The organism is Tardiphaga sp. 172_B4_N1_3, from assembly GCF_052076035.1.
GTDB classification, from domain to species: Bacteria; Pseudomonadota; Alphaproteobacteria; order Rhizobiales; family Xanthobacteraceae; genus Tardiphaga; species Tardiphaga robiniae.
On record NZ_CP197238.1, the window covers coordinates 334,595 to 358,187 of the forward strand.

Here is a 23,593-nt window from a genome sequence, read left to right on the forward strand (position 1 = left end):
AGCGACGCATCCACTGAAGCAAGGAACGCGCCAAACGATGGTCGATAGGTGCCAAGCGGAGAACTTTCCCCGTCGGGATAATTTGGTCCTTTAGCTTTTTGCCGCAGCTTCCGTCGCCCTTGCAATGGTCACTTGTGGAACGTCGTAGGCCTCGAACGCGGTCCAGTATCGCTCGATATCCGCGCGGAACAAGCCGCGCGTCAGACCATGCACCAGTTTCGGGATCGCGGTGGTCATCGCATTGATCGATGACCCCGACGGACCGAAGCTCATGGTGGACGCAATTGCGAAAAGATGGATGTCGGCGATCCACGGCGTGGTGCCGGGAACGCGTTCCATCAGCGCGTAATCATCGCCGAGATATGGAAAATGGCCGAGGCGCGGGCTGAACTCGGTATCCGGCGGCTGGTAGCGATCAGACCAGATCGCGATATTGCCGGCGCAGCTCTGTAGCTCACGACGGCCTGGAAAATCCATGTCGATTCCGGTTCCGCAGATCACGAGGTCTGCGGTGAAGGTACCCTGTGGCGTCTGCAATGTAACTTGGTTGCCTATTTTTTGTGCCGACTGAACGGGCGCGTTTTCGTGGAGATGGAAGCCGGCATGCCGTGCACAGCGATCCCAGGTCGGCTGTGGGAAGCCTTCGCGCAAATCCATGAGCCGGCGCATGAAGCGCCAGCGCCAGGCATCGTCGAGCTCGCTGAAGTGACGCAGCAACCCGCGGAAGGTTAGCCAGTGGTAGGGCTGCACGATCTGGATTTCCGCGCGGCGGCACAACAGGTGCACCTCAGCGCCGGCTTCGAGCGCGGTTGCCGCATTGTCGAAGGCGGATGCGCCGGCGCCGATCACGGCGACGGTCTTGCCGCGCAGAGCTTCGAAATCGATATCCGCGGATGCATTCACGCAAAGCGATGATGGCAGGTGCTGGAGTTGCTCCGGGATCATCCAGTCGCCCATGCCTTCCTGTCCGGTCGCCAGCAGCACCTTGCGCGCATGGATGATTTCGATGCCGCCGGCGCTTTGTACGGTTGCTGCAAGCAAGCCGTTGGCGGCAGGCCCAATGTCCAGGACCTCGCAGCCATTGCGTACAGGCACGCCGGTGATGCGCCTGAACCACAGCAGATAGTCCGCCCAGTGTCCGCGCGGGATGCGATCGAGCGCCTGCCAGTGATCCTTCCCGAACATGGCTTCGTGCCATGACTGATAGGTGAGAGCGGGGATATCCAGATCAGGGCCGGTGAAGTGTTTGGGGCTACGCAGCGTCGGCATGCGGGCGTAGGTGCGCCAGGGGCCTTCGCGGCCTTCGGCGCTTTTGTCGACAACGAGTATGTTGGTGACCTGCGACCGCAACAGGCCAAAGGCCGCTGTGACGCCGCCCTGGCCGGCGCCGACGATGAGGACGTCCAGCGCGGGCGTGCCATCCGGCGCGGATTTCGGCTGCAGCCACGGCATGTTCGGATGGGCGATCTTGTGGAGATCGTCGCGGACCTGCGCTTCCAGCGCTGCGAGAGCGTCGCTCATGCTGCGAGCCATCCGCCATCGACCGGCATGACCGTGCCGGTCGTGAACGAGGATGCATCGCTCGCCAGATGCAGCGCGGTCTGCGCGACTTCTTCGGCCAGACCGAAACGCTTCATGGCGTGACGATTGCGCGAGGCATCGCGCACGGGTTCGGGGTCCGCATGGCGCGCGAAACTGCGGCGCAGCAGTGGCGTGTCGATAGCACCCGGCGCGATGGCGTTGACGCGAATGCCGTCGGTGGCGAAATCCACAGCCATGGTGCGTGTCAGGCTGATGATCGCGCCTTTGGCTGCGATATAGGCGCTATTGCCCTTGCCGCCGGCAATGGCCAATTGCGAGGCCAGCGTGATGATCGATCCCTTGCCCTGCTTTTGCATCTGCGGAATGGCCGCGCGCGCCCATAGCCAGGTGCCGCCGACATTGGTGCGAAACACGGCGTCCCAGTCCTCGGGAGCCGTGGTCAAGACGGTGCCGCCGCAGGAGAACCCGGCCGAGGTCATCAACACGTCGAGCTGACCACGCAGCGCAATGATCTCGCCGGTGACTGTCTGCGCAAAATCGCCGTCGCCGACATCGCCGAGATGCATCGACGCCTTGGTCGCGTTGGGCAGTGTCACCAGTGTTTCTTTCAATGCGGCCTCATCGCGATCCACCAGCGCGACGAACGCGCCTTCCTGCGCGAACAGTCTGGCACTGGCCTGACCGATGCCGGAGCCTCCGCCGGTGATGATTGCTGTACGTCCCTGAAGCCTCATGTCATCACCTTACGCTATGCCGCGCCGACCAGTCGATCAGATCCGCGGCTGAGTCGGCGCAGCCGAATTTGGCGCGCCACCCGAATTCCTGCTCCAACCGCGCGACCGATAGCGGTGCCCTGTCGCTGTCACTGTGCAGATCGATGGTTGGAGTTTCGCAGGTGCTCGCCAGGCGGCAAACAAAGCCCGGATTGGATTCTGCCAATTGCTGTCCCCATTCCAGCGCCGACCACGGCGTGGCGGTTGAGATGTTGTAGAGGCGATGCTGCGTCTTCGGCGCCTCGATCAGCAAAGTCATGGCATCAGCGACATCGGGCGCATAGATCCAGTCCCGCACACCCGAGCGCGCCAGAATGGCTTCGCTCTGTTTGGCCTGTGCCGTGAAAATCTGCATCAGCGGGCTGAGTGTATCGCGTACGCCCGTTGCACGCTCCCATGGTCCGAACACGGCGCTGAGTCGCACGCTGATGAAGTCGGTCTGCCAGAGCGCGGCGAGGCGAGCCGCGACCTTCTCGGATGCGAATTTGGTGATGGCGTAGAGTGAGACGGGATCGCAGGGCAGTTCTTCGTCGAGAACAGGATATTTGAACGCGGAGGCGCCGTAGGCGCCGGCAGATGACAGATTGATCACGCGTTTGACGCCATGACGGCGTGCTGCCGCGAGGATCGGCGTTTGCGCCATCAGGTTGACTTGCAGGATGCTTTCCGGATCGGCGGCATCGCGCTCTGTGCTTGCCGTGATCGCAGCGCCGAGAACGATGGCATCGAAACCGGTGGTGACGACACTGTCGATCAATGTCCGGTCGAGCACATCGCCGATGATCACCGAAAGCCTATCGCCATAGTCAGCGAAGGCAAGCTGCGCCGCCGGTGGCAGGCCCGAACGGTCGAACAGGGTCACCACATGGCCGCGCTTCAACAGGGCTTCTGCGATATTCAATCCGACAAAGCCGGTGCCGCCAAAAACGAGAATCTTCATCGATCAGCCTATGAACCGCGGGGCGGTCCTTCGCCCCTGTTTGGACCATTGCGCTCCATGCCCAAAGCACGTTTTGCAGGCGCTTGGCGATTATGCGGTGTGCAGCGATACGGGCCCAGGCTTTGTTCGTCGTGATAGAGGCCTGCTAGGTCTTCGCGTCGGTCGCAATCTTCAATGTCGCAAGAACGGCATCGCCCGTCTTGCGCGTATGCGCACTGAGGGAGGCTGCAAATCCTTGCGCGTCGCGCGCGCGAAGCAGAGCCATGAAAGCCTCGTGTTCCCTTACGGATTCCGTCCACCGTGCCGCGTCATAATTGGCAGTGGCCCTTGCCCGATAGATATTCGCGTTCAACGTCGTCCAGATATTGAGGAGCACGGGATTTTTGGCGAGCCTGGTAATCTCGATATGGATGTCCTGGTTCAGCCTGAAATAGGCTGGGCGCGATGCTTCGCGATGAAGGGTAACAAGCTCGTCGTGCATCGCACTGAGCCGGGCAATATCTTCATCCGTCGCGCGCATTGCTGCCTCGGCGCCTGCAACGCCGTCCAGTGCGACCATGATTGCAAAGCTGTTTGCGATTTCTTCCCTGTCGACCGGGGTGACGACAGGGGTGCGGTGAGGGCGCAGTTCGATCAGCCCTTCGGAGGCCAGTATCTTGAATGCTTCGCGCAAGGGTGTGCGCGATACGCCGAACGTTTCGCACAACATCTTTTCTGGCAAAGGGGCTCCGGCCTGGAGTTCGCCATCGACAATCATTTCGCGCACCTTCGCGACGAGTTGATCGTGCAGCGACATACGGTCCAGCGGCCGTTTTGAATGATCCGAGGAGAGCTTCAGCCGTGTCGGCTTGAAGCGCGTGCGAAGCTTCGCGCGTGGGGCAATCTCACTCATGGTTCAGTCTCTCGGGTGGCGAGGTTGCCTCCAAACGACATCCTTCGCCCAAAAATGCAGCATCGAAGGCGAGATAATGATAATTCATAGTAATTGATATTACTAGATAATTTTGTGATTGTATATCGTATCCGGATTGGCATGGGGCTTGCTGAGTGTGGACGTATCGTGAATTCACCGCCACCCGCTCCGGAGATTGCGACGATGAAGAAAAATCTGCTCGGCATTCTGATTACGCTTTGTTTGGCATCGATTGCCCCGGCCGCGATGGCCCAGTCCGAGTCGGTGATCAAGCTCGGCTATGCGAAATGTGCGCATTGCACACCGATGTCGCTCACCCCGCAATACGCCAAGGGCGTTCAGATCGATGCGGTTGGATTTAACACAGGCACGGATGCGCTGACTGCGCTTGTCTCGAAGAACATCGACGTCGCCCAGGTGACCTATCTTCATTATGCGATCGCACTCGACAAGGGTTTCGACGTGGTCGCCATCTCCGGGCAGGTCAATGGCGGTTCGGCAATGTTGGTCGGTAATGATCTGTCGATCGTTCCGAATGACTGGGCTTCGCTCAAGAAAGTCATCGCTGACTACAAGACAGCGGGAAAGCCATTCCGCGTCGCGGCGTCCCGCGGCAACGCGCAGGACATTCATATGCGCGGCGCCTTTGCCAAGCAGGGCATCGACATCAACAAGGATGTGCAGTTCGTCAACATTCCCAATCCCTCCGATCACCTTCAGGCGCTGCGTCGCGGCGAAATCGAGCTGATCTGCACCGTGGAGCCCTTCGCCACCCAGATCCTTCAGGCCAAGGCCGCCAAGATGTTCGGCCTTCCCTACGATCAGGCTGCGGGAAAGCTCACCAACCTGATTCTGACGCGGTCGGATGTCGTCAAGGACAAACCGAAGCAGCTCGAAGAGACCGTGCGTGCGGTTGTGAAAGTCGATGAATTCGTCGCGGCGGACAAGGGTGCCCTAATCGAAGTGATCTCCAAGATCACCGGCCTCGACAAGGCCATCGCCACAGGCGCTGTCGAAAACCTCGATCCGGATCCGAAGATGTACCGCGCATCGGCGCTCGCCATCGCGGCGATGATGCGCGACCTGAAATACATCAATTCCGACGTTTCGGCGGCTGTCGAGAAGAACATGGACTACCGCTTCCTGGAGGCCGCCACGGGCAAGCCGAAATCCGAACTCGGCTACTGAGCCTGGTCATGCTCCGGGCTCTCGCAATGTTCAGACGACTGGATCGGTATATCGTGCCGGTCCTGATCCTCGCCGGCTGGGAAGCGTTTTCCCGATCGGGTGCGCTGCCAGCAGCACTGCTGCCGGCCCCGTCGACCGTGGCGTGGGCCTGGGCGGATTGGGTGTTCGGCACCGATGGCAATACCCAGACCTATAGCGGCAACTGGCTGTTCGACATGCTCGCCAGCCTGTCGCGCGTTCTTGCGGGTTTCGCCATCGCCACGGCGCTGGCCGTGTCGATCGGAGTCGCCATCGGATGGTCCCGCACTGTCGAGGTGATCATCGAGCCGACGCTGCAGACGCTGCGGCCGATCCCGCCGGTGTCGTGGATTCCGCTTGCCATCATCTGGTTCGGCATCGCCAACAAGCCGGCGATTTTCCTGGTGTTCCTCGGTGCGTTTTTTCCGATCCTGCTCAATACGATTCACGGCGTGAAGACCTGCGATCGCAATCTGATCCGCGCCGGCGCGATGGTCGGCGGCGGCAATCGCCAACTGCTGCGCTTCATCGTGCTGCCGGCCGCGCTGCCCAGCATCTTTGCCGGTCTGCGGATCGGCATCGGCTCGGCCTGGATGCTGACGGTGACGGCGGAGATGGTCGCTGTGAAAAGCGGTCTCGGCTATGTGCTGTGGGATTCCTATTATTTCCTGCGCTACGACCTTGTGCTGGCTGCGATGGCCAGTATCGGTCTGCTCGGTTTTCTCAGCGACTTCGGCATCCGTCTCGTGATGGCGCGCGTGCTGCACTGGCAGCGCAACACGACGATCCAGAGCGGAGAGAGCTAGGTCATGGCGACGATCGAAATCTCCGGTGTCTCCAAAATCTTCAAGGACGCGAAACGCAAGGCCGATGTCACGGCTCTCGACCACATAAATATCAAGGTGGAGAAGAATCAGTTTCTCTGTCTGCTCGGCCCCAGCGGATGCGGCAAGTCCACGCTTCTCAATATGATCGCAGGCTTCGAGAAGCCGTCATCCGGCACCGTCACCGTCGATGGTCAATTGATCACGGCGCCCGGTTCGGAGCGCGGCGTGGTGTTTCAGCAGGCCAACCTGATGCCGTGGCTCCCGGTCTGGGAGAATGTCGGCTTCCACCTGCTGCTGCGCGGTGGCCAGAAGGCCGTGCGCCGCGAAACAGCACAGCGCTATATCGACATGGTCGGGCTCACGGGATTTGAAAATCATTATCCGTCCGAACTGTCAGGCGGCATGAATCAGCGCGTCGGCATCGCCCGTGCATTGCTGATGAATCCGCAGGTCATCCTGATGGATGAGCCGTTCGGCGCGCTCGATGAGCAGACCCGGATGGATATGCAGAATGAACTCGTCCGGATCTGGCAGGAACACCAGGGCACGATCGTTTTCGTGACGCACGGTATCGACGAAGCACTGACGCTGGGCACGCATGTTGCCGTGATGAGCGCACGTCCTGGCCGCATCCGCGAAATCATCCCGCTCGATCTGCCGCGGCCACGCGACATCACCAGTCCGCAGTTCAATGAAATCAAACGTCACGTTCTCGATCTGCTTCGATCGGAACGGGAAAAAACCTCCCTCGAAACTCTGGATCATTCATGACCAAACGTGTGCTTCTCGGAATGCTGACGCCTTCGTCGAACACGGCGCTGGAGCCGATCACGACTGCTATGCTTGGCGAATTGCCCGAAGTCTCGGCGCATTTCTCGCGTTTCAAGGTCACGGAGATCGCGCTGTCGAACAAGGCGCTCGCCCAATTCGACAATTCGGAAATCCTGCGGGCCGCAGAATTGCTGGCTCATGCGAAGGTCGATGTCATCGGCTGGAATGGAACATCCTCTGGCTGGCTCGGCTTTGAGGCGGATGTCCGCCTGTGTGAGCAGATCACCGCAGCAACCGGGATTCCTGCGACGACGTCGATGTTGGCTCTCAATGAGATTCTTGAACATCAAAAGGTGAAGCGTCTGGGGTACGTGACGCCATATCTGGACGACGTTCAGGCCAAGATTCTGGAGAATTATGAAAAGCTGGGGTTTGCGTGCCAGGGTGAACGCCATCTCGGCTTGCAGGATAACTTCTCGTTCTCCGAAGTGCCCGTTGTGCAACTTGAGGATATGACGCGGGACGTGGCCAAGGAAAAGCCAGACGCTATCACGATCATCTGCACCAATTTGAGAGTTGCACCATCCGCGGCGAAACTGGAAAGGGAGACGGGCATTCCGGTCTACGACACCATTGCCACGGTGGTCTGGAAATGCCTGAAGATGGCTGGCGTCGATACCAAACGCGTCACCCAATGGGGATCGCTGTTTCAGCAAGTCTAGTATTTGTCTGTATGCAACCTGCGTTGCTGAATTGATGAGGTTTTGCTCATGACCGCTTTCGATACCGTCATTCGTCATGGCACCATTGCAACCGCGAGCGAAACCTATAAAGCCGATGTCGGCATCAGGAACGGCCGCATCGTTGCCATCGGCGAAGCGCTGACCGACGCGAACGAGACGGTCGATGCAACCGGTCTGCTGGTGCTGCCCGGCGGTATCGACAGCCACGTTCATATTGCGCAACCATCTGGCCCCGGCATCGTGATGGCCGACGATTTCGAAAGCGCCACGCGCGCCGCAGCCTTCGGCGGCAACACTTTCGTGATGCCTTACTGTCTGCAGGCGAAGGGCCAACCGATCCGCGAGGCGTTGAAGAATTATCACACGCTTGCCGATCAGAATTGCCATATCGATCATTCCTTCCACCTGATCATCGCCGATCCCAGTGAAGCGGTACTCGGGCAGGAGCTGCCAGCCTTGATCGCCGATGGCTACACTTCGCTCAAGGTCTTCATGACCTATGAAGACCTCGCGCTGAGCGATCTGCAGATCCTGCAGGTACTGGCCGTGGCGCGTGAATCCGGTGCACTGGTTCAGGTTCATGCGGAGAATTACGACGCCATCCGCTTTCTGGTCGACAGGCTCGAACGCGACGGCAATGTCGGCCCGTATTTTCACGCCAAGTCGCGGCCTATCGTCGTTGAGCGCGAGGCCACGCACCGGGCTATCTCGCTGGCGGAACTGGTCGATGTGTCGATGGTAGTGGTTCATGTCTCCAATCGGGAGTCCATGGAAGAGATCCGCCGCGCTCAGATGCGCGGGTTGACGATCCATGGCGAGACCTGTCCGCAATATCTGGTGCTGACCGAAGAAGACCTGAAAGATCTGGGTATGGAGGGCGCGAAATATGTCTGCTCGCCGCCACCGCGCGATCTCGCCAGCCAGCAGGCGTGCTGGGAAGGTCTACAGCAGGGCGTATTCACACTGTTCTCGTCGGATCATTGCCCGTTTCGCTATGACGACGTGCAGGGTAAGCAACCAGCCAACGCGCGTACCAGCTTCCGCTGGATTCCGAATGGCATTCCCGGTGTTGAGACGCGGCTTCCGATCCTGTTCTCGGAAGGTGTCAGCAAGGGCCGCATCACGCTCAACCAGTTCGTGGCGCTGACATCGACCAATCATGCGAAGACCTATGGCCTCACCGGCAAGGGCTCCATCGCCATCGGCTACGATGCCGATATCGCGCTGTGGGATCCGAAGCGCCAAGCAATGCTCACCCAGGCGAACCTGCATCACGGCGCCGATTACACACCTTATGAAGGTTTGGAGATTACGGGCTGGCCGGTGGCGACGATGCTGCGCGGGAAATTCGTGACGCGCGACGGCAAGCTCGTCGGCGGAAAAGGCGAGGGACGCTATGTCAGCCGTGCGGCGCCATTTCCCGGCAAGGGCGCGACATCATCGGCCGCGTAACAGCGCACGATCGTCGCGCGCGCAGGCCGTGATGAATTCCAGCACGGCGCGCACCGACGGCTGATCGACGAGGTCCGGATGGGCCAGCAGCCAGATGTCTGAGAGGCTGGCCAGCTTCTGCGGTGCGACGCGGACTAGATCCGGATGGGCGTCGCCGACGATGCATGACAGCACGCAGATGCCGATCCCTGCGCGGACCGCTGCGAGCATGTCGGCCTGCGACGAGCAGCGGATGGCGACGGTGGCGTCCTTGGTAATGTGGTCGCTCCAGCGTCCGAGTTCGGAATTCGACGATTTGTCGGCGAAGCCGATGACAGTGTGGTCCTTCCAAGCGGCCCGCTGTTCGGGCAGCGGGCATCGCGCTGCGTAATCGCGCGAGGCGTAGAAGCCAACGCCGAGCTTGGCAATTTTCCGCCCGGTGAGATTTTCGTCGCCGGTCTGATACAGCCGCAGCACGATGTCGGCCTCGCGCTTGCGCACGCTGACCGGGAAGGGATGCGTCACCAGCTGGATCTCGACATGCGGATGCTGGCGGATGAAGGCGCCGATATGCGGCATCAGCCAGAAATTCGCGAGCGTCGGCCCGATGGACACCTTGACCACGCCGCGTGCGCTCTGGCCCGACGCGCCGGCGGCGGCTTCCGCTTTCAGCGCGGCCTCGGCCATCGCTTTGGTGCTCTCATGAAAGCGCCGGCCACGCGCCGTCAGCACCAGCCCTTCGTCGGAGCGCACGAACAGCTTGGTGCCAAGTTGCTTCTCCAGCGCCGCGACCTCGCGGCTGACGGTCGGGTGGCTGGTGCGCAACTGCCTGGACGCGCCGAGATAGCTTCCGGCGTCGACCACGGCATTGAAGGTGCGACAAAGATCCCAGTCCATGTGATCAAATCCGGATGGCTTATTGTTCAAATTCGAACAACACGCGCGGGCGGTCAACCCCTATAGTTCGATTATAAAAATATAAGGAAACGCTTATGTCGCTCCCCAAAGCTCTCGATGGCACCCTCGAGCTGCCTGTGCTCGGTTCCCCGCTGTTCATCGTCTCCGGTCCTGAACTCGTCATTGCGCAATGCAAGGCCGGTATCGTCGGTTCGTTTCCAGCGCTGAATGCGCGGCCGGTGGAAGTGCTCGATCAGTGGCTGACGCGCATCGAGGATGAGCTCGGCGAATACAAAGCGAAGAATCCCGGCAAGAAGGTCGCGCCCTATGCGGTGAACCAGATCTGCCACGCGTCCAACGACCGGTTGATGAAGGACATGGAAACCTGTGTGAAGCACAAGGTTCCGATCATCATCACCTCGTTGCGCCCGCCCTCGGAGATCGTCGAGGCCGCGCATTCCTATGGCGGCGTCGTGTTTCATGACGTTATCAACGTCAAGCATGCGCGCAAGGCAGCCGAGCAGGGCGTCGATGGACTGATCCTGGTCTGCGCCGGTGCGGGTGGCCATGCCGGCACGCTGTCGCCCTTTGCGCTGGTGCGCGAAGTGAAGCAGTGGTTCAAGGGGACTGTGCTGGTATCTGGTGCAATCTCCGACGGTTACGGGATTGCGTCGGCGCTCGCGCTCGGCGCAGACCTCGCTTATATGGGCACGCGCTTCATTGCGACCGAAGAAGCTAATGCCGACCCGGCCTACAAGAAGGCGCTGACCGAATTCGCCGCGCATGACACGGTCTACACCAACCTGTTCACCGGTATTCACGGCAACTATCTCGGCCCGTCCATCGCAGCCGCCGGCCTCGATCCCGACAATCTTCCGGTGGCTGACAAGACCAAGATGAACTTCGGCTCCGGCGGTAACATGAAGGTCAAGGCCTGGAAGGACATCTGGGGTTGCGGCCAGGGTATCGGCCAGATCGTTGATGCTCCCCCGGTGGCAGAACTCGTGGATCGCCTGAAGCGCGAATATGCGGAAGCGACCGGAGACTTTGCGAGACGGGCACGCGCATAAGCGCGGCCCGATAAAAATATAACGGGGAGAAGACAATCATGACATCAGTCATGCTGAGGACGCTTTGGCTGTTCGCTTTTGCCGTCTGCGTGAATGCGCCGACGCAAGCTGCGGCCAACAGCAAGGAAGAGATCAAGATCGGGCAGACGCTTCCCTATAGCGGTCCGCTCTCGGGCTTCGGCGTGATCGGCCGCGCGCAGGAAGCCTATTTTACCAAGCTCAACGCCGAAGGCGGCATCAACGGGCGCAAGATCAAGTTCATCAGTCTCGATGACGCCTATTCGCCGCCGAAGACCGTGGAGCAGACCCGCAAACTGGTGGAGCAGGATGAGGTTCTGATGATGTTCGGGACGCTCGGCACCGCGACCAACAACGCGGTGCATCGCTATTTGAACAGCAAGAAAATCCCGCAGCTGTTCGTGCTATCAGGCGCGACCAAATGGGCGGATCCGAAAGGTTTTCCGTGGACCATGCCGGGCATGGCCGCCTATGAATCGGAAGGCGTTGTCTACGCCAAGCACGTGTTGAAGACCAAGCCGGATGCCAAGATCGCCATTCTCGCGCAGAACGACGATCTCGGCAAAGACTATGTGGCTGGCTTTAAACGTGCGCTGGGCGACAAGGCCGCCAGTATGATCGTATCCGAAGCGACCTATGAGACCAGTGCGCCGACGATCTCGTCGCAGCTTGCGGCGCTCAAGTCGTCCGGCGCGAATGTGCTGTTTGGCGCGGTGGTTGGCAAATTCTCGTCGCAGATGATCAAGGGCGTTGCGGAAATCGGCTGGAAGCCGGACCTGATGTTCGTCCCCACGTCCGCCTCGTCGATCACCTTTCTGGAGCCGGCAGGTCTGGATAACGCCACTGGCCTGATCACGTCGAGTTATCAGAAAGACATCAACGACGCGTCATGGGCCAACGACGAGGACGTGAAGGCCTATTTCGCTTTCATGAAAGAGAGCCTGCCGTCAGCCGATCCGCGCAACACCAATTATGCGACCGGCTTCCTGAATGCGCATCTCATCACGCATATCCTGAAAGCGTGCGGCGATGACGTCAGCCGGGAGAATATCCTGCGTCAGGCGACGTCGATGAAGAACGTCAAGCTGCCGCTGTTGCTGTCGGGCGTCACGGTCAATACCGACAAGGATGATTATCTTTCGTTCCAGCAACTGCGGCTGCGCCGTTTCAACGGCAAGAACTGGGAAGGCTTCGGCGAATTGCTCGACGACCAGTGAGCATCTGTACCATCACATCGACAGAACAAGGATCGAAGCCAGCGATGGCTTCGATCGATTCAAGAACAATATAAGGGCGGACAATGATTATCAGCGGCGACCGGGCGATCAGCTATCCGGACATCATGCAGCGCATCGCCAAGGTGGCGACCGGGTTCAAGAGCCTCGGCGCAGGCGCCGATGCGCCGGTCGGCATGATGCTGCGCAACGATTTCGCGCTGTTCGAGACTGCGTTCGGCGCAGGTGCGCTCGGCGCGCGCGTGGTCCCGATCAACTGGCATCTGAAAGGTGAAGAGGTCAGCTATGTTCTTGCTGACAGTGGCGCGAAGCTGCTGGTCTGCCACGCTGATCTTTTGCCGCAGATCAAAGATAATTTGCCGGCGGGATTTCCGATCCTGATCGTCCGCACGCCGCCGGAGATCGCAGTCGCCTATGGTGTTGCCGAAGCTGCGACCGAGGTGCCTGCAGGCGCCACGGACTTCGATGTCTGGCGCGAGTTGCATGCGCCGGTGGAGAACGCGCCGAAGCGCGCGCTGACCATGTTCTACACGTCGGGCACCACGGGCCGTCCCAAGGGCGTGACCCGCGCGGCCATGACGCCGGAACAGGCTGCGGCATCCGAGCGCGTCGGCGGCATCGCCTATGGGCTGAAGCCGAACGAGGATCAGATCATCCTGATGAACGGGCCGATGTATCACTCGGCGCCAAGCTCCTACGGGCTGATGGCATTCCGTCATGGCAGCACGATCGTGCTCGAACCGCGTTTCGATCCAGAGGATCTGCTGCAGCTCACCGAGAAGCACCGCATCACCAACATGCATATGGTGCCGACTATGTTCGTGCGGCTGCTGCGTCTGCCGGACGAGGTGAAGTCGCGCTACGACCTGTCGTCGCTGCGCTTCATCATCCATGGCGCAGCGCCGTGCCCGATCCATGTGAAGCAGGCGATGATTGCGTGGTGGGGACCGGTGATCAACGAATATCTCGGCTCCACCGAAACCGGGGTGCCGATCTGGCATTCGTCGGAGGAGGCGCTGAGGAAGCCGGGCACGGTCGGCCGCACCATCGAGGGGGGCGTGGTCAAGATCTTCGATGTGGACGGCAAGGAATGTCCGGTCAATGTGCCCGGTGAAATCTTTATGCGGCAGACCTCGGTGCCGGATTTCAACTATCAGGGCCGCCCCGACGCACGGGCCGAAGCCGGCCGTGAGGGCCTGATCAGCGTCGGTGACGTCGGCTATCTCGACGAGGACGGCTATCTCTTCATGTGTGATCGCAAGCGCGACATGGTCATCTCCGGCGGCGTCAACATCTATCCCGCCGAGATCGAGAACACGCTGATCGGCATGGACGGCGTGCGCGACTGCGCGGTGTTCGGTGTGCCTGATGACGAGTTCGGCGAACGGCTGGTGGGCTGCGTCGAACTCGAAAGCGGCGTGACGCTCACCGTGCCGGAGATCCAGGCCTGGCTTAAGCAGAAGCTCGCCAACTTCAAAGTGCCGAAGGAAATCCATTTCCATGATGCGCTGCCGCGTGAATCGACCGGCAAGATCTTCAAGCGCAAGCTGCGGGATCAGTATGGATCGGCTCCGGTGACTTGATCGCTAATGATGCAGCAGAAAGGCGCCGAGCTCGTCGCTCGGCGCCTTTCTTCATGCGATCACGGCGCGTCAGGTGTTGATCCAGACCGCCTTGATGTTGAGATATTCGTCGATGTGGTGCACGCCGGACTCGCGTCCGTAGCCACTCATCTTGTAGCCGCCAAACGGCACGGCAGGATCCATCGCCTGATAGCAATTGATCCAGACCGAGCCGGCCTGCAGGGACTTCGCGAGGCGATGCGCCTTGCTGACATCCCTGGTCCAGACGCCGCTGCCGAGGCCGAAGGTGGTGTTGTTGGCGCGCTGCACCAGTTCGTCCATGTCGGTGAAGGAGATCGCCGAAATCACCGGCCCGAAGATCTCTTCCTGCGCGATCTTCATGCTGTCCTGGACGTTGGCGAACACGGTCGGCTGCACGAAGAAGCCCTTCGACAGTTCGCCATCCATCAGGCGGCCACCGCCGGACAGCGCCTTGGCGCCTTCGCCGCTTCCGGTGGTGAGATAGCCGGTGACGCGGTCGAGCTGTTCCTTGGAGACCAATGGCCCGAGCTGGGTGTCGGGGTTGGCACCGTTGCCGACCTTCAGCTTCTTGGCGAATTCGGCGACGCGGCCAACGAATTCGTCATAGATCTTCTTTTCGACGAACAAACGCGTACCGGCGCTGCAGATCTGGCCTGAATTCGCGAACACTGCCATGGCAGCACCGGGGACGGCGGCATCGAGGTCGGCATCCGAGAACACGATGTTCGGCGACTTGCCGCCGAGCTCGAGCGACACGCGCTTGAGGTTGCCGGCCGAGGCGCGGATGATCGACTGGCCGGTGAAGTGGGAACCGGTGAAAGCGACCTTGTTGACGTCCATATGCGAGGCCAGCGCGGCGCCGGCGGTTTCGCCATAGCCTGGCACGACGTTGATGACGCCCGCTGGGAAGCCGGCTTCCAAGGCCAGCTCACCGAGGCGTAGCGAGGTCAGCGGGGCTTCTTCCGCCGGCTTCAGCACGATGGTGCAGCCGGTGGCGATGGCAGGGCCGATCTTCCAGATGCTGGCTGACAGCGGCGAGTTCCACGGAATGATCGCGCCGACGACGCCGACGGGCTCCTTCAGCGTGTAGGAGAAGATCTCGCCTGGGAGCGAGTTCTCGATGGTCTCGCCATAGATCAGCGTGGCCTGGCCGGCATAGAAGCGCAGCATGCCGAGGATGCGCTGCTTGCCCGCGAAGGTGCGCATGACAGGCGCGCCCATGTCGAGCGTATCGAGCAAAGCGAGTTCGTCAAAATGCTTCTCGACGAGCTCGGCGAATTTCAGCAGCAGCGCCTGGCGCTCGTAGGGCTTGGCCTTGCTCCACGGGCCTTCGAAGGCGCGGCGTGCTGCGGCGACCGCAAGGTCGATATCCCCAGCATCGCCTTCGGCGACGGTGGCGAGCAGTTCGCCGGTGGCCGGATTATGCGTCTCGAACTTCTTGCCGGATTGGGCGTCCTGCCATTTGCCGTCGATCAGCATCTGCTTGTAGGAGCCGTTCGCGTAAGGGTGCGCGGTGGCAGAGATTGGCTGCATCAAGCCCATAATGTGATCCTCCCGGACGTTTGTTTGAAGTGCCGTTGTAGCGCGCGAAATATATCGTTTTCGCGAAACGGGTAAAGGCGCGGAACCTCAAACGACTTGCATGGGAGGTCTTCGCGACCAATTCATGATCGTGAATTGATGCTTGGAATCGTTCAACTGATCTCGTGGATCCAGCGCGTGAAAATGCGATCGGCCTGAACTGGCAGTCGGTTGGCGACGGCAGCGGTGCTTGAACGCAGTTGCGCGATGGGAATGCCGGCGGCGGCCAGTTCGACCGCGTGACCGACATACCATTCCTCGAGCTGCCGTGGATCGGCTTCGAGATGGAACTGCAGCGCCAGTGCATGGCGACCATAGGCAAAGGCCTGATTGTCATAGGCATCGTTCGAAGCCAGACGGATGGCACCCTCCGGCAGATCGAAGGTGTCGCCATGCCAATGCAGAACGCTGGCGCCATCCTCTGCCAGCGGCGCGAGGCATGAGGCCGCGCCCTGCTTGGTCGGGGATACCTGGCCCCAGCCGATCTCCTTGATGCCGCCGGCATAAACGCGGGCGCCGAGCGCGCGGGCCATCAATTGTGCGCCAAGGCAGATGCCGAGCGTCGGGCGCTCCTGCGCGAGACGCCGTTCCAGCAGCGCGATCTCACGTGTCAGGAACGGGTAGGCGTCGGCCTCATAGACGCCGATGGGGCCGCCCAGAACGATCAGCAGATCGGCATCCACGATGGAGCGGTGCGACACATCGTCGATGGCGGCATCGCAGAACGAGACGTCCCATCCCTCACGATCCAGTACCGACGACAGCAGGCCCAGGTCCTCGAAAGCGACATGACGCAGGGCGACGGCAGAACGCCGGTGACGGTTCATGAAAAAGGGCTCACGCGCAATTGACCGGCAATCGTTATATCCATAAGAATATAACGATCAACAACCAATTGCGCGACGCACGGATGCGCTGGGTGCCTCAGACGTTGAGATTCATCCAGACGGCCTTGGGCTCGGTAAAGTTCTCCAGCGCCGCATCGCCATGTTCGCGGCCGAAGCCGGAATCGCGCGAGCCGCCCCAGGGGAGCCGGACATCCGTATAGCCATAGGTGTTGATCCACACGGTGCCGGCTTTCACCTGTTTGGCGAAGCGCTGCACGCGGCCGATGTCCGAGCTCCAGACGCCGGCCGCAAGGCTGTATTTCGTGCCATTGGCCTTACTGATGGCGTCGGCCTCGTCGAAGAACCGGACAATGCTGACGACCGGGCCGAAGATCTCCTCCTGCGAGACACGCATTTCGTGGTCGACATTGGCGAATACCGTAGGCGCGACGAAATAGCCGCGGTCGCCGATCCGGGTGCCGCCGGTCGTCACAGTCGCGCCTTCCTTGGTGCCGATATCGACATATTCCAGCACCCGCTTCATCTGCAGTTCGGAGACGATAGGTCCCATTGTCGTACCGCACAGCGCGGGATCGCCGACGCGGATGGCCTTGGCGCGGGTCGTCATGCGCTCCACGACCTCGTCATAGACCGACGCATGCGCGAGAATGCGCGAACCGGCCGAGCAGACCTGGCCGGAATTGAAGAAGATGCCGGAAGCGGCGGCCTTAGTGGCGGAATCCAGGTCCGCGTCGTCGAAGATCACATTGGCCGATTTGCCCCCGAGTTCGAGCGTGACGCGTTTCAGATTGCCGGCGGCGCCGGCGAGGATTTCGCGGCCGACGGTCGGCGATCCCGTGAAGGTGATCTTGTCGATGTCGGGGTGATCGACCATGGCGCGGCCGGCGGTCTTGCCAAATCCCGGCACGATATTCAGCGTGCCGGGCGGCAGGCCCGCTTCCAGTGCCAGTTCACCGATCCGCAGCGCCGACAGCGGCGTGATCTCCGCAGGCTTCAGCACCACGGTGCAGCCGCAGGCCAGCGCCGGCGCGATCTTCCACATTCCGATCATCAGCGGGAAATTCCACGGCACGATGGCGCCGACGACGCCGATCGGTTCGCGCACCGTATAGGTCAGCGCGTCATGGCGCGCCGGGATCACCTGTCCGTTGATCTTGTCGGCCCAGCCCGCATAGTAGCGCAGCGTGTCGATGGCGGCAGGCAGGTCCTGGCGCTGCACGGCGGCGAGCGGCTTGCCGGTGTCGAGACTTTCCAGCGCGATCAGTTCCTGCGCGTGATCTTCCAGCAGTTGTGCGAAACGCTGCAGCACGAGTCCGCGATCGGCCGCGCGCATGCGGCCCCACGGACCCTCGAGCGCCCTGCGCGCCGCGCGGACCGCACGATCGATATCGCTGGCGTCGGCTTCGGCGACGACGGCGATGATCTCGCCCGTCGCGGGATTGAGGACATCGAAATATCGGCCGGACAACGGCTCGACCTGCTGGCCGTCGATGAGGAGCCGTTTGCGCGTCAGTTTCGACGATGCAGAAATGGCAAGATCGGCATGTGAGATCTCTGGCATAGTGTATACCTCCCGATGTTTCGACGATCGGATCAGGAGGGGCATCGACAGTAAATATGAGAACGTGAGTCACGGCGCGGCGGCACATATGCAATCGCGAACATAGGTGGCAGGGCGATAGGAAGCACGATGCGCATCGATATCGAAACCATCTGGCGATTCCGCAAGCCGGGTTCGCGCCAGCCGACATCGGTGATGCTCGGCTTTCTCAAGGACATCAACGAAACCGGCAAGCTGACGCTCGCGGCCAGCCGCAACCAGCTGTCCTACCGCCATGCGTGGAGCCTGGTGAATGACTGGTCGGCCTTCTTCGGCGTGCCGGTGGTCGAGCGGAGCAAGGGCAAGGGCACCAAGCTGACGGCATTTGGCGAGAAACTGGTCTGGGCCGGCGAACGGCTGGAAACGCGGCTCGGACCGCAGCTCGACAATCTGGCGCAGGAACTGGCGACCGAACTCAAGGAGCTGCTGCCCAACCATCCTGCGGTCATCCGCGTTCATGCCAGTCACGGTTTTGCCGTGTCGAAATTGCGCGAGATGCTGAACACCACGGCGGGCACGGGCATCGATCTGCGCTATGTCAGCAACCAGACCTCGCTGGTGTCGCTGGCGCATAACACCTGCGATCTCGCCGGCGTGCATCTGCCGCGCGGCGAATTGCGCAAGCGCAGCGTCAATGCCTGCAAGGAGTGGGTCGACAACCGCGTCCATCGCGTCGTCGGTTTCGCGACCCGCGAAATGGGCCTCATGGTGAAGCCCGGCAATCCGCTGCGCATCACATCGATGGAAGCGCTGATCAATCCCGCGATCCGCTTCGTCAATCGCGATCAGGATTCCGGCACGGGGCTGCTGTTCGATCAGTTGCTTCGTCAACACAAGATCGATCCCGAGCAGATCAACGGTTATCAGCAGGTGGAGTTCACCCATGCGGCCGTTGCCGCTTATGTCGCTAGCGACATGGCCGACGTCGCCTTCGGCGTCGAGGCTGCGGCGCGGCAATTCGGGCTGGATTTCGTGCGGTTGCTGACCGAGGATTACTATTTCGTTTGCCGCGAGACGCTGCTCGACCAGGAGCCGATGAAGCATATCCTCGCATTGCTGCGCAGCGCAGAGTTTCATGACGGGCTGGTCAAGCTGCCTGGCTATGCCGCGTCGGACACCGGCGCGATCAAGACCGTGAACGAGGTGTTTCACGGGAAGAAGTCGTAGCCATGCGCGAACGGACGCCTGTCCATGCGTTAGCGCTGTTGTGAGATGCCAAGGCGCGCGTTGATGCTATACGCATTTGCGCAAACCTCCCAGTTCTGGAGAACACCATGTCCCATCCCGCTCTGTCCGCAGGTTCTGTTGCCGTCGTTACTGGAGGTGCGTCTGGCATCGGCTTGGCCGCAGCGACGGCGTTTGCGCGCTTGGGAATGCGCATCTGCATCGTGGATCTTGGCGAGGATCGTTTGGCTGAGGCGGCTGGCAAGATCGCCGGTGTGGCGCGCGGCGGGCGCGACGATGTGATGACGGCCGCTGTCGATGTCAGTGACGTCGGCGCGATGACCAGACTCGCGGCCGATGTGCAGGCCCGTTTCGGCGGCTGCGATGTGCTGATGAACAATGCCGGCATTCAGCTGCCGACCTCGGCGCTCGGTCCGCGCGAGAATTGGGAGCGGTTGCTCGGCGTCAATCTGTGGGGCATCGTCAATGGTTGTCAGGCCTTCGCTGTGGACATGATCGCGCGCAAGCGGCCGGGCCTGATCATCAATACGGGCTCCAAGCAGGGCATCACAACGCCGCCCGGCAATCCCGCCTACAATGTCTCCAAGGCCGGCGTGAAAGCCTATACCGAAGCGCTGGCGCACGAGCTGCGCAACACCGAGGGATGTCAGGTCTCCGCACATCTGCTGATCCCCGGCTTTGTCTTCACGCCGCTCGCAGCTGGCGGGCGCAGCGAGAAGCCGGATGCAGCGTGGACAGCCGAGCAGACCGTGGACTTCATGATGCAACGGCTCGAAGCCAGCGACTTCTACATTCTCTGCCCAGACAACGATGTGCCGCGCGCGCTCGACGCGCGCCGCATGTTGTGGGCCATCGGCGACGTCGTCGAGAACAGACCGGCGCTGTCGCGCTGGCACCCCGATTATGCCGATGCCTTCGCAGACTTCGTGAAACGCAAATAGAAAACCAAATAGAACGACAAGGGAGAAACGCCGTGGACTACGTCAAATTTGGAAATACCGGTCTGGATGTCTCGCGCCTGTGTCTGGGGTGCATGACCTATGGCATCTCCGATCGCGGCGCGCATGCATGGACGCTGGACGAGGACAAGAGCCGGCCGCTGATCAAGCAGGCGATTGAGCTCGGCATCAATTTCTTCGACACGGCGAATGTCTATTCGGATGGCACCTCGGAAGAGATCGTCGGTCGCGCGCTGAAGGACTTCACGCGCCGTGACGATGTGGTGCTGGCGACCAAGGTTTACAACCGCATGCGCAAGGGCCCGAACGGCATGGGCCTGTCGCGCAAGGCGATCATGACGGAAGTCGACCACAGCCTGCGCCGGCTCGGCACCGACTTTATCGATCTCTACCAGATCCATCGCCTCGACAAGAATACGCCCATCGAGGAGACGCTGGAGGCGCTGCACGATGTCGTGAAAGCCGGCAAGGTCCGCTATATCGGTGCGTCCAGCATGTATGCGTGGCAATTCTCCAAGGCGCTGTATACGTCGCGGCTGAACGGCTGGACTGAATTTGTCAGCATGCAGAATCATGTCAATCTGCTGAACCGCGAGGAAGAGCGCGAGATGCTGCCGCTCTGCGCGGACCAGAAGATCGCTGTCATGCCGTGGAGCCCGCTGGCGCGCGGGCGCCTGACGCGGGCCTGGGACGAGACCAGCGAGCGTCAAAATACCGATGAATTCGGCAAGACGCTCTATGTGCAGTCCGAGGAGTCCGATCGCAAGATCGTCGATCAGGTGGCCGCGGTCGCCAAGGCGCGCGGCGTTCCGCAGGCGCAGGTCGCGATGGCCTGGCTGCTGCAGAAAAAAGGCATCACCTCACCGATCATCGGTGCATCGAAGCCGGCGCATCTGACCGATGCGGTGGCGGCGCTGTCGTTGAAGCTGACGAGTGAGGAGATCGCCTCGCTCGAAGCGCCGTATGTACCGCATGCGGTGGCGGGATTCGGCTAGCAGCAGGCGTAGGGCGGATTACGCTACGCTAATCCGCCCTACGCTTTTTGCGTGCTTTAGCTATACCGCTTTTCCTGCCCGTCATCGGCATACCAGTCGAACGGCTCGTCCGAGAGATTGACGATCACGTTCTGGATCTGGGTGTATTCCTCATAGGCGACGATGCCGTTCTCGCGGCCGATGCCGCTCATCTTGAAGCCGCCCCAGGGCGAGCAGGGATCGATGCGGTGGTGGTCGTTGATCCAGACGATGCCACTCTCCAGCCGATGCGCAACGCGATGGGCGCGGGTGACGTCGCGGGTCCAGATCGAGGTGGCCAGGCCGAATTCGGTGCCATTGGATAGCGCGATGGCTTCCTCTTCGGTGTCGAACGGGATCACGACGACGACTGGCCCGAAGATCTCTTCCTGCGCAATGCGCATGCTGCCGGTCACGTTCGTGAAGATCGTCGGCTGATGATAATAGCCGTTCTCGAAGGCCTTGCCGTCCGGCCGCTTGCCGCCCGCGGCGAGCGTCGCACCTTCCTCGAGTCCGATCTTGACGTAGCGTTCGGTCAGCTCGCGCTGCTTGGCCGAGACCAGCGGGCCCATCTGCGTCGCCATGTCTTGCGGATCGCCGATCCGGATCGCGTTAGTGCGCTTCACCAGTTCGGCGACCACGGTGTCATGCACGGAACGTTGCACCAGCAGCCGCGCACCCTGGACGCAGGTCTGACCGGTTGCGATGAACGAGGCGAACAGGGCCGCCGCGACGCCGCGCTCGATTGAGGTGTCGTCGAACAGGATGACCGCAGCCTTGCCGCCGAGTTCGGCGGCCACCTTGGTGAGGTTGGCACCGGCCATTGAAGCCACCATCTTGCCGGTTTCGGTGCCCCCGGTGAGATCGATCTTTTTGATGCGCTTGCTGGTGGTCAGCGCCTTGCCGGCGGTGGCACCGTAGCCGGGCACGACATTGTAGACGCCGTCGGGCACGCCGGCTTCCTTGAAGATGTCGCCGAGCAGGAGCGGTGTAATCGGCGCCAGCTCGCTGGGTTTCACCACCATCGTATTGCCCGCCGCCATCGACGGCGCGATCTTCTTGGTGAGGATCAGGAGCGGATGATTCCATGGCGTCACATGGCCGACGACGCCGAGCGGGACACGGCGGGTATAATTCAGGAAGTTGCCGCCGAACGGCGGGACGGTGTCCTCATGGGTGCGCGCCAGAGCGCCGAAATAGCGAAACCATTCCGGCAGCCGGCCTAGCTGGGCAGTCATTTCGCGGCGGGCGCGGCCGATCTGGTCGACCTCGATGGTCACCAGTTCGGGGAGCTTTTTGGCCAGAAGTTCGCCGGCCCGGTGCATGATGTCGCCGCGGACCGCGCCCGGTGTCGCCGCCCAGATTTTGCCGGCGCGTTCGGCGGCGTCGATGGCCAGATCGATATCCTTTTCGTCCCCCTCGGCGACATCGGCCAGATGGCTGCAGTCCTTCGGGTTCTCGATCTTGATGGTACGGCCGGTCGAGGCTGGCTGAAACCGGCCATTGATATAAAGCCCGAACGGGCGACCATCGTTCATCATTGGCATGTCCTTGAATTTGCATCGTGATCGGCCTGACGGCGGTAGCCGGTTCGGCGGACTATGACTAATCAGAAACAGGTGATTTTGCGATCAACGCGCGGTTGCAGCGCGGTGATTGAAACGGGTCGCTTAAACCGATTGCAGAAAGTCGCTTGTGGATTCTTTGAGCCCGGAAAGGCGCTCTTAACCGGTATTCATGCACGTTGGCGATGACGCCAACGACTCCGGTATCGTTTAATATTGATGCAACGCTCAGCCGATTATTGAAGGCAACCGAAAGCGCGGCAGGAGATTTTTTCAATGACCAAGTTAGACGCGGAAGTCGACGATCTCATCGCCGCCTGCCACGGCGACACCCGCGGTACCGTGGCAGCACTCATTCTCGTCAATCAGCAACTCGAGACCGAACTGGCCGAGCTGCGTGCGCAGATGGCCGCACGGCCGTTCGATGAGCAGATGGCGCACGCCGTTCTGCACTGATTGGTGACTTGATGCAGCGCAAGTGCGCCACAAGATTCGCGGTGTATAAATTCAATCTCGGCTGGGATTCGGAGCGCCCTTTTGGCGTAATCGGAATTCCGGGATGGAGGTTTGAATGCCCAGACAATTTGGATTGAAGGCGACACCGATTGCAGCGTCGACGCCCGCGACGGCGTGCAAAACGACGCTTGGCCTGATCGGATGGATGTTTGCGCCGAAGAACCGCGTGTCGCGTGGCGCCGCAGCGGTGAGGCGCTCATCGGCATATACGGCGTTGCCCTATGCGCCAGCAAGCTGGCGCGGCTCCCGTGGCCGGCGATCGGTCTCGGTCAACTGAAATCCGTGCGACGTTGCGCGCTAGCGTGTCGATCGTTTGTCCGGTGTGGCTCGTTCCTTAATTGGCGGCTCTTCCAGAA

The 23,593-nt window shown here is 61.1% G+C and carries 22 protein-coding genes; 13 read left to right on the plus strand and 9 right to left on the minus strand.

Going from position 1 to position 23,593, the window contains the following annotated elements; genetic code table 11:
- Positions 1-90 precede the first annotated feature (90 nt).
- The 4 genes from AB7783_RS01540 to AB7783_RS01555 form a co-directional block, all read right to left on the minus strand.
- Positions 91-1,521 (minus strand): NAD(P)-binding domain-containing protein, encoded by a 1,431-nt coding sequence (locus AB7783_RS01540; protein ID WP_441276608.1) that lies wholly within the window; start codon positions 1,519-1,521, stop codon positions 91-93.
- Positions 1,518-2,276: an SDR family oxidoreductase gene (locus AB7783_RS01545; RefSeq protein WP_441276609.1), complete on the minus strand. Its 759-nt coding sequence runs from the start codon at positions 2,274-2,276 to the stop codon at positions 1,518-1,520. The genes AB7783_RS01540 and AB7783_RS01545 overlap by 4 nt, the downstream gene beginning before the upstream one ends.
- A gap of 4 nt (positions 2,277-2,280) precedes the next feature.
- Positions 2,281-3,255 (minus strand): NAD-dependent epimerase/dehydratase family protein, encoded by a 975-nt coding sequence (locus AB7783_RS01550; protein ID WP_441276610.1) that lies wholly within the window; start codon positions 3,253-3,255, stop codon positions 2,281-2,283.
- Positions 3,256-3,400: 145 nt separating this feature from the next.
- A complete protein-coding gene (locus AB7783_RS01555; protein ID WP_441276611.1) occupies positions 3,401-4,147 on the minus strand; it encodes a GntR family transcriptional regulator in 747 nt (248 codons plus the stop codon).
- A 204-nt stretch (positions 4,148-4,351) separates the two neighbouring features.
- Between AB7783_RS01555 and AB7783_RS01560 the strand changes: the two genes are divergently transcribed.
- From AB7783_RS01560 to hydA, 5 genes are read left to right on the plus strand one after another with little or no spacing between them, the layout of a single operon-like run.
- On the plus strand, positions 4,352-5,356 hold the full coding sequence (locus AB7783_RS01560) for an ABC transporter substrate-binding protein (protein WP_441276612.1): 1,005 nt from the start codon (positions 4,352-4,354) through the stop codon (positions 5,354-5,356).
- Positions 5,357-5,364: 8 nt separating this feature from the next.
- Positions 5,365-6,180, plus strand: coding sequence for an ABC transporter permease (locus AB7783_RS01565; protein WP_441231861.1), 816 nt, complete (start codon positions 5,365-5,367; stop codon positions 6,178-6,180).
- A 3-nt stretch (positions 6,181-6,183) separates the two neighbouring features.
- Positions 6,184-6,972, plus strand: coding sequence for an ABC transporter ATP-binding protein (locus tag AB7783_RS01570; protein WP_441276613.1), 789 nt, complete (start codon positions 6,184-6,186; stop codon positions 6,970-6,972).
- A complete protein-coding gene (locus AB7783_RS01575) occupies positions 6,969-7,694 on the plus strand; it encodes a maleate cis-trans isomerase family protein (protein ID WP_068737385.1) in 726 nt (241 codons plus the stop codon). The genes AB7783_RS01570 and AB7783_RS01575 overlap by 4 nt, the downstream gene beginning before the upstream one ends.
- A gap of 48 nt (positions 7,695-7,742) precedes the next feature.
- Positions 7,743-9,167, plus strand: a complete 1,425-nt coding sequence (gene hydA, locus AB7783_RS01580; protein ID WP_441276614.1) for a dihydropyrimidinase — start codon at positions 7,743-7,745, stop codon at positions 9,165-9,167.
- Here the strand turns inward: hydA and AB7783_RS01585 are convergent.
- The gene (locus AB7783_RS01585; RefSeq protein ID WP_092149293.1) at positions 9,153-10,043 is read right to left on the minus strand and encodes a LysR family transcriptional regulator; all 891 of its coding nucleotides are present in this window, start codon (positions 10,041-10,043) and stop codon (positions 9,153-9,155) included. The two genes, hydA and AB7783_RS01585, sit on opposite strands and share 15 nt — an antisense overlap.
- Positions 10,044-10,138: 95 nt before the next feature.
- Between AB7783_RS01585 and AB7783_RS01590 the strand changes: the two genes are divergently transcribed.
- The 3 genes from AB7783_RS01590 to AB7783_RS01600 all read left to right on the plus strand — a co-directional run bounded on the left by AB7783_RS01590 (position 10,139) and on the right by AB7783_RS01600 (position 13,949).
- Positions 10,139-11,113: an NAD(P)H-dependent flavin oxidoreductase gene (locus AB7783_RS01590; protein ID WP_089268011.1), complete on the plus strand. Its 975-nt coding sequence runs from the start codon at positions 10,139-10,141 to the stop codon at positions 11,111-11,113.
- Positions 11,114-11,151: 38 nt separating this feature from the next.
- A complete protein-coding gene (locus AB7783_RS01595) occupies positions 11,152-12,348 on the plus strand; it encodes an ABC transporter substrate-binding protein (RefSeq protein WP_441276615.1) in 1,197 nt (398 codons plus the stop codon).
- Between the two features lie 83 nt (positions 12,349-12,431).
- Positions 12,432-13,949 carry an acyl-CoA synthetase gene (locus AB7783_RS01600; RefSeq protein WP_120288827.1) on the plus strand — a complete coding sequence of 506 codons (1,518 nt, stop codon included), beginning with the start codon at positions 12,432-12,434 and terminating at the stop codon, positions 13,947-13,949.
- A 69-nt stretch (positions 13,950-14,018) separates the two neighbouring features.
- Here the strand turns inward: AB7783_RS01600 and AB7783_RS01605 are convergent, their stop codons facing one another.
- The 3 genes from AB7783_RS01605 to AB7783_RS01615 all read right to left on the minus strand — a co-directional run bounded on the left by AB7783_RS01605 (position 14,019) and on the right by AB7783_RS01615 (position 17,960).
- Positions 14,019-15,512: an aldehyde dehydrogenase family protein gene (locus AB7783_RS01605; RefSeq protein WP_441276616.1), complete on the minus strand. Its 1,494-nt coding sequence runs from the start codon at positions 15,510-15,512 to the stop codon at positions 14,019-14,021.
- Between the two features lie 152 nt (positions 15,513-15,664).
- Positions 15,665-16,378 carry a glutamine amidotransferase gene (locus AB7783_RS01610; protein WP_441276617.1) on the minus strand — a complete coding sequence of 238 codons (714 nt, stop codon included), beginning with the start codon at positions 16,376-16,378 and terminating at the stop codon, positions 15,665-15,667.
- A 97-nt stretch (positions 16,379-16,475) separates the two neighbouring features.
- Positions 16,476-17,960, minus strand: coding sequence for an aldehyde dehydrogenase family protein (locus AB7783_RS01615; RefSeq protein ID WP_441276618.1), 1,485 nt, complete (start codon positions 17,958-17,960; stop codon positions 16,476-16,478).
- A 129-nt stretch (positions 17,961-18,089) separates the two neighbouring features.
- Here AB7783_RS01615 and AB7783_RS01620 point away from each other — a divergent pair, with 129 nt between their 5' ends.
- The 3 genes from AB7783_RS01620 to AB7783_RS01630 all read left to right on the plus strand — a co-directional run bounded on the left by AB7783_RS01620 (position 18,090) and on the right by AB7783_RS01630 (position 21,138).
- Entirely contained in the window at positions 18,090-19,166 is a 1,077-nt protein-coding gene (locus AB7783_RS01620) for a substrate-binding domain-containing protein (RefSeq protein ID WP_441276619.1), read from the plus strand.
- A gap of 107 nt (positions 19,167-19,273) precedes the next feature.
- Positions 19,274-20,125, plus strand: coding sequence for an SDR family NAD(P)-dependent oxidoreductase (locus tag AB7783_RS01625; protein ID WP_441276620.1), 852 nt, complete (start codon positions 19,274-19,276; stop codon positions 20,123-20,125).
- Positions 20,126-20,157: 32 nt separating this feature from the next.
- Complete coding sequence (locus tag AB7783_RS01630) at positions 20,158-21,138, plus strand: aldo/keto reductase (protein ID WP_441276621.1); 981 nt, start codon at positions 20,158-20,160, stop codon at positions 21,136-21,138.
- A 56-nt stretch (positions 21,139-21,194) separates the two neighbouring features.
- Here the strand turns inward: AB7783_RS01630 and AB7783_RS01635 are convergent, their stop codons facing one another.
- Positions 21,195-22,697, minus strand: coding sequence for an aldehyde dehydrogenase (locus AB7783_RS01635; RefSeq protein ID WP_441276622.1), 1,503 nt, complete (start codon positions 22,695-22,697; stop codon positions 21,195-21,197).
- Positions 22,698-22,997: 300 nt separating this feature from the next.
- Here AB7783_RS01635 and AB7783_RS01640 point away from each other — a divergent pair, with 300 nt between their 5' ends.
- Both AB7783_RS01640 and AB7783_RS01645 read left to right on the plus strand, forming a co-directional pair.
- Positions 22,998-23,177 (plus strand): hypothetical protein, encoded by a 180-nt coding sequence (locus AB7783_RS01640; RefSeq protein WP_089268001.1) that lies wholly within the window; start codon positions 22,998-23,000, stop codon positions 23,175-23,177.
- 115 nt (positions 23,178-23,292) lie between these two features.
- Positions 23,293-23,514, plus strand: coding sequence for a hypothetical protein (locus tag AB7783_RS01645; RefSeq protein WP_441276623.1), 222 nt, complete (start codon positions 23,293-23,295; stop codon positions 23,512-23,514).
- Positions 23,515-23,593: the final 79 nt, after the last annotated feature.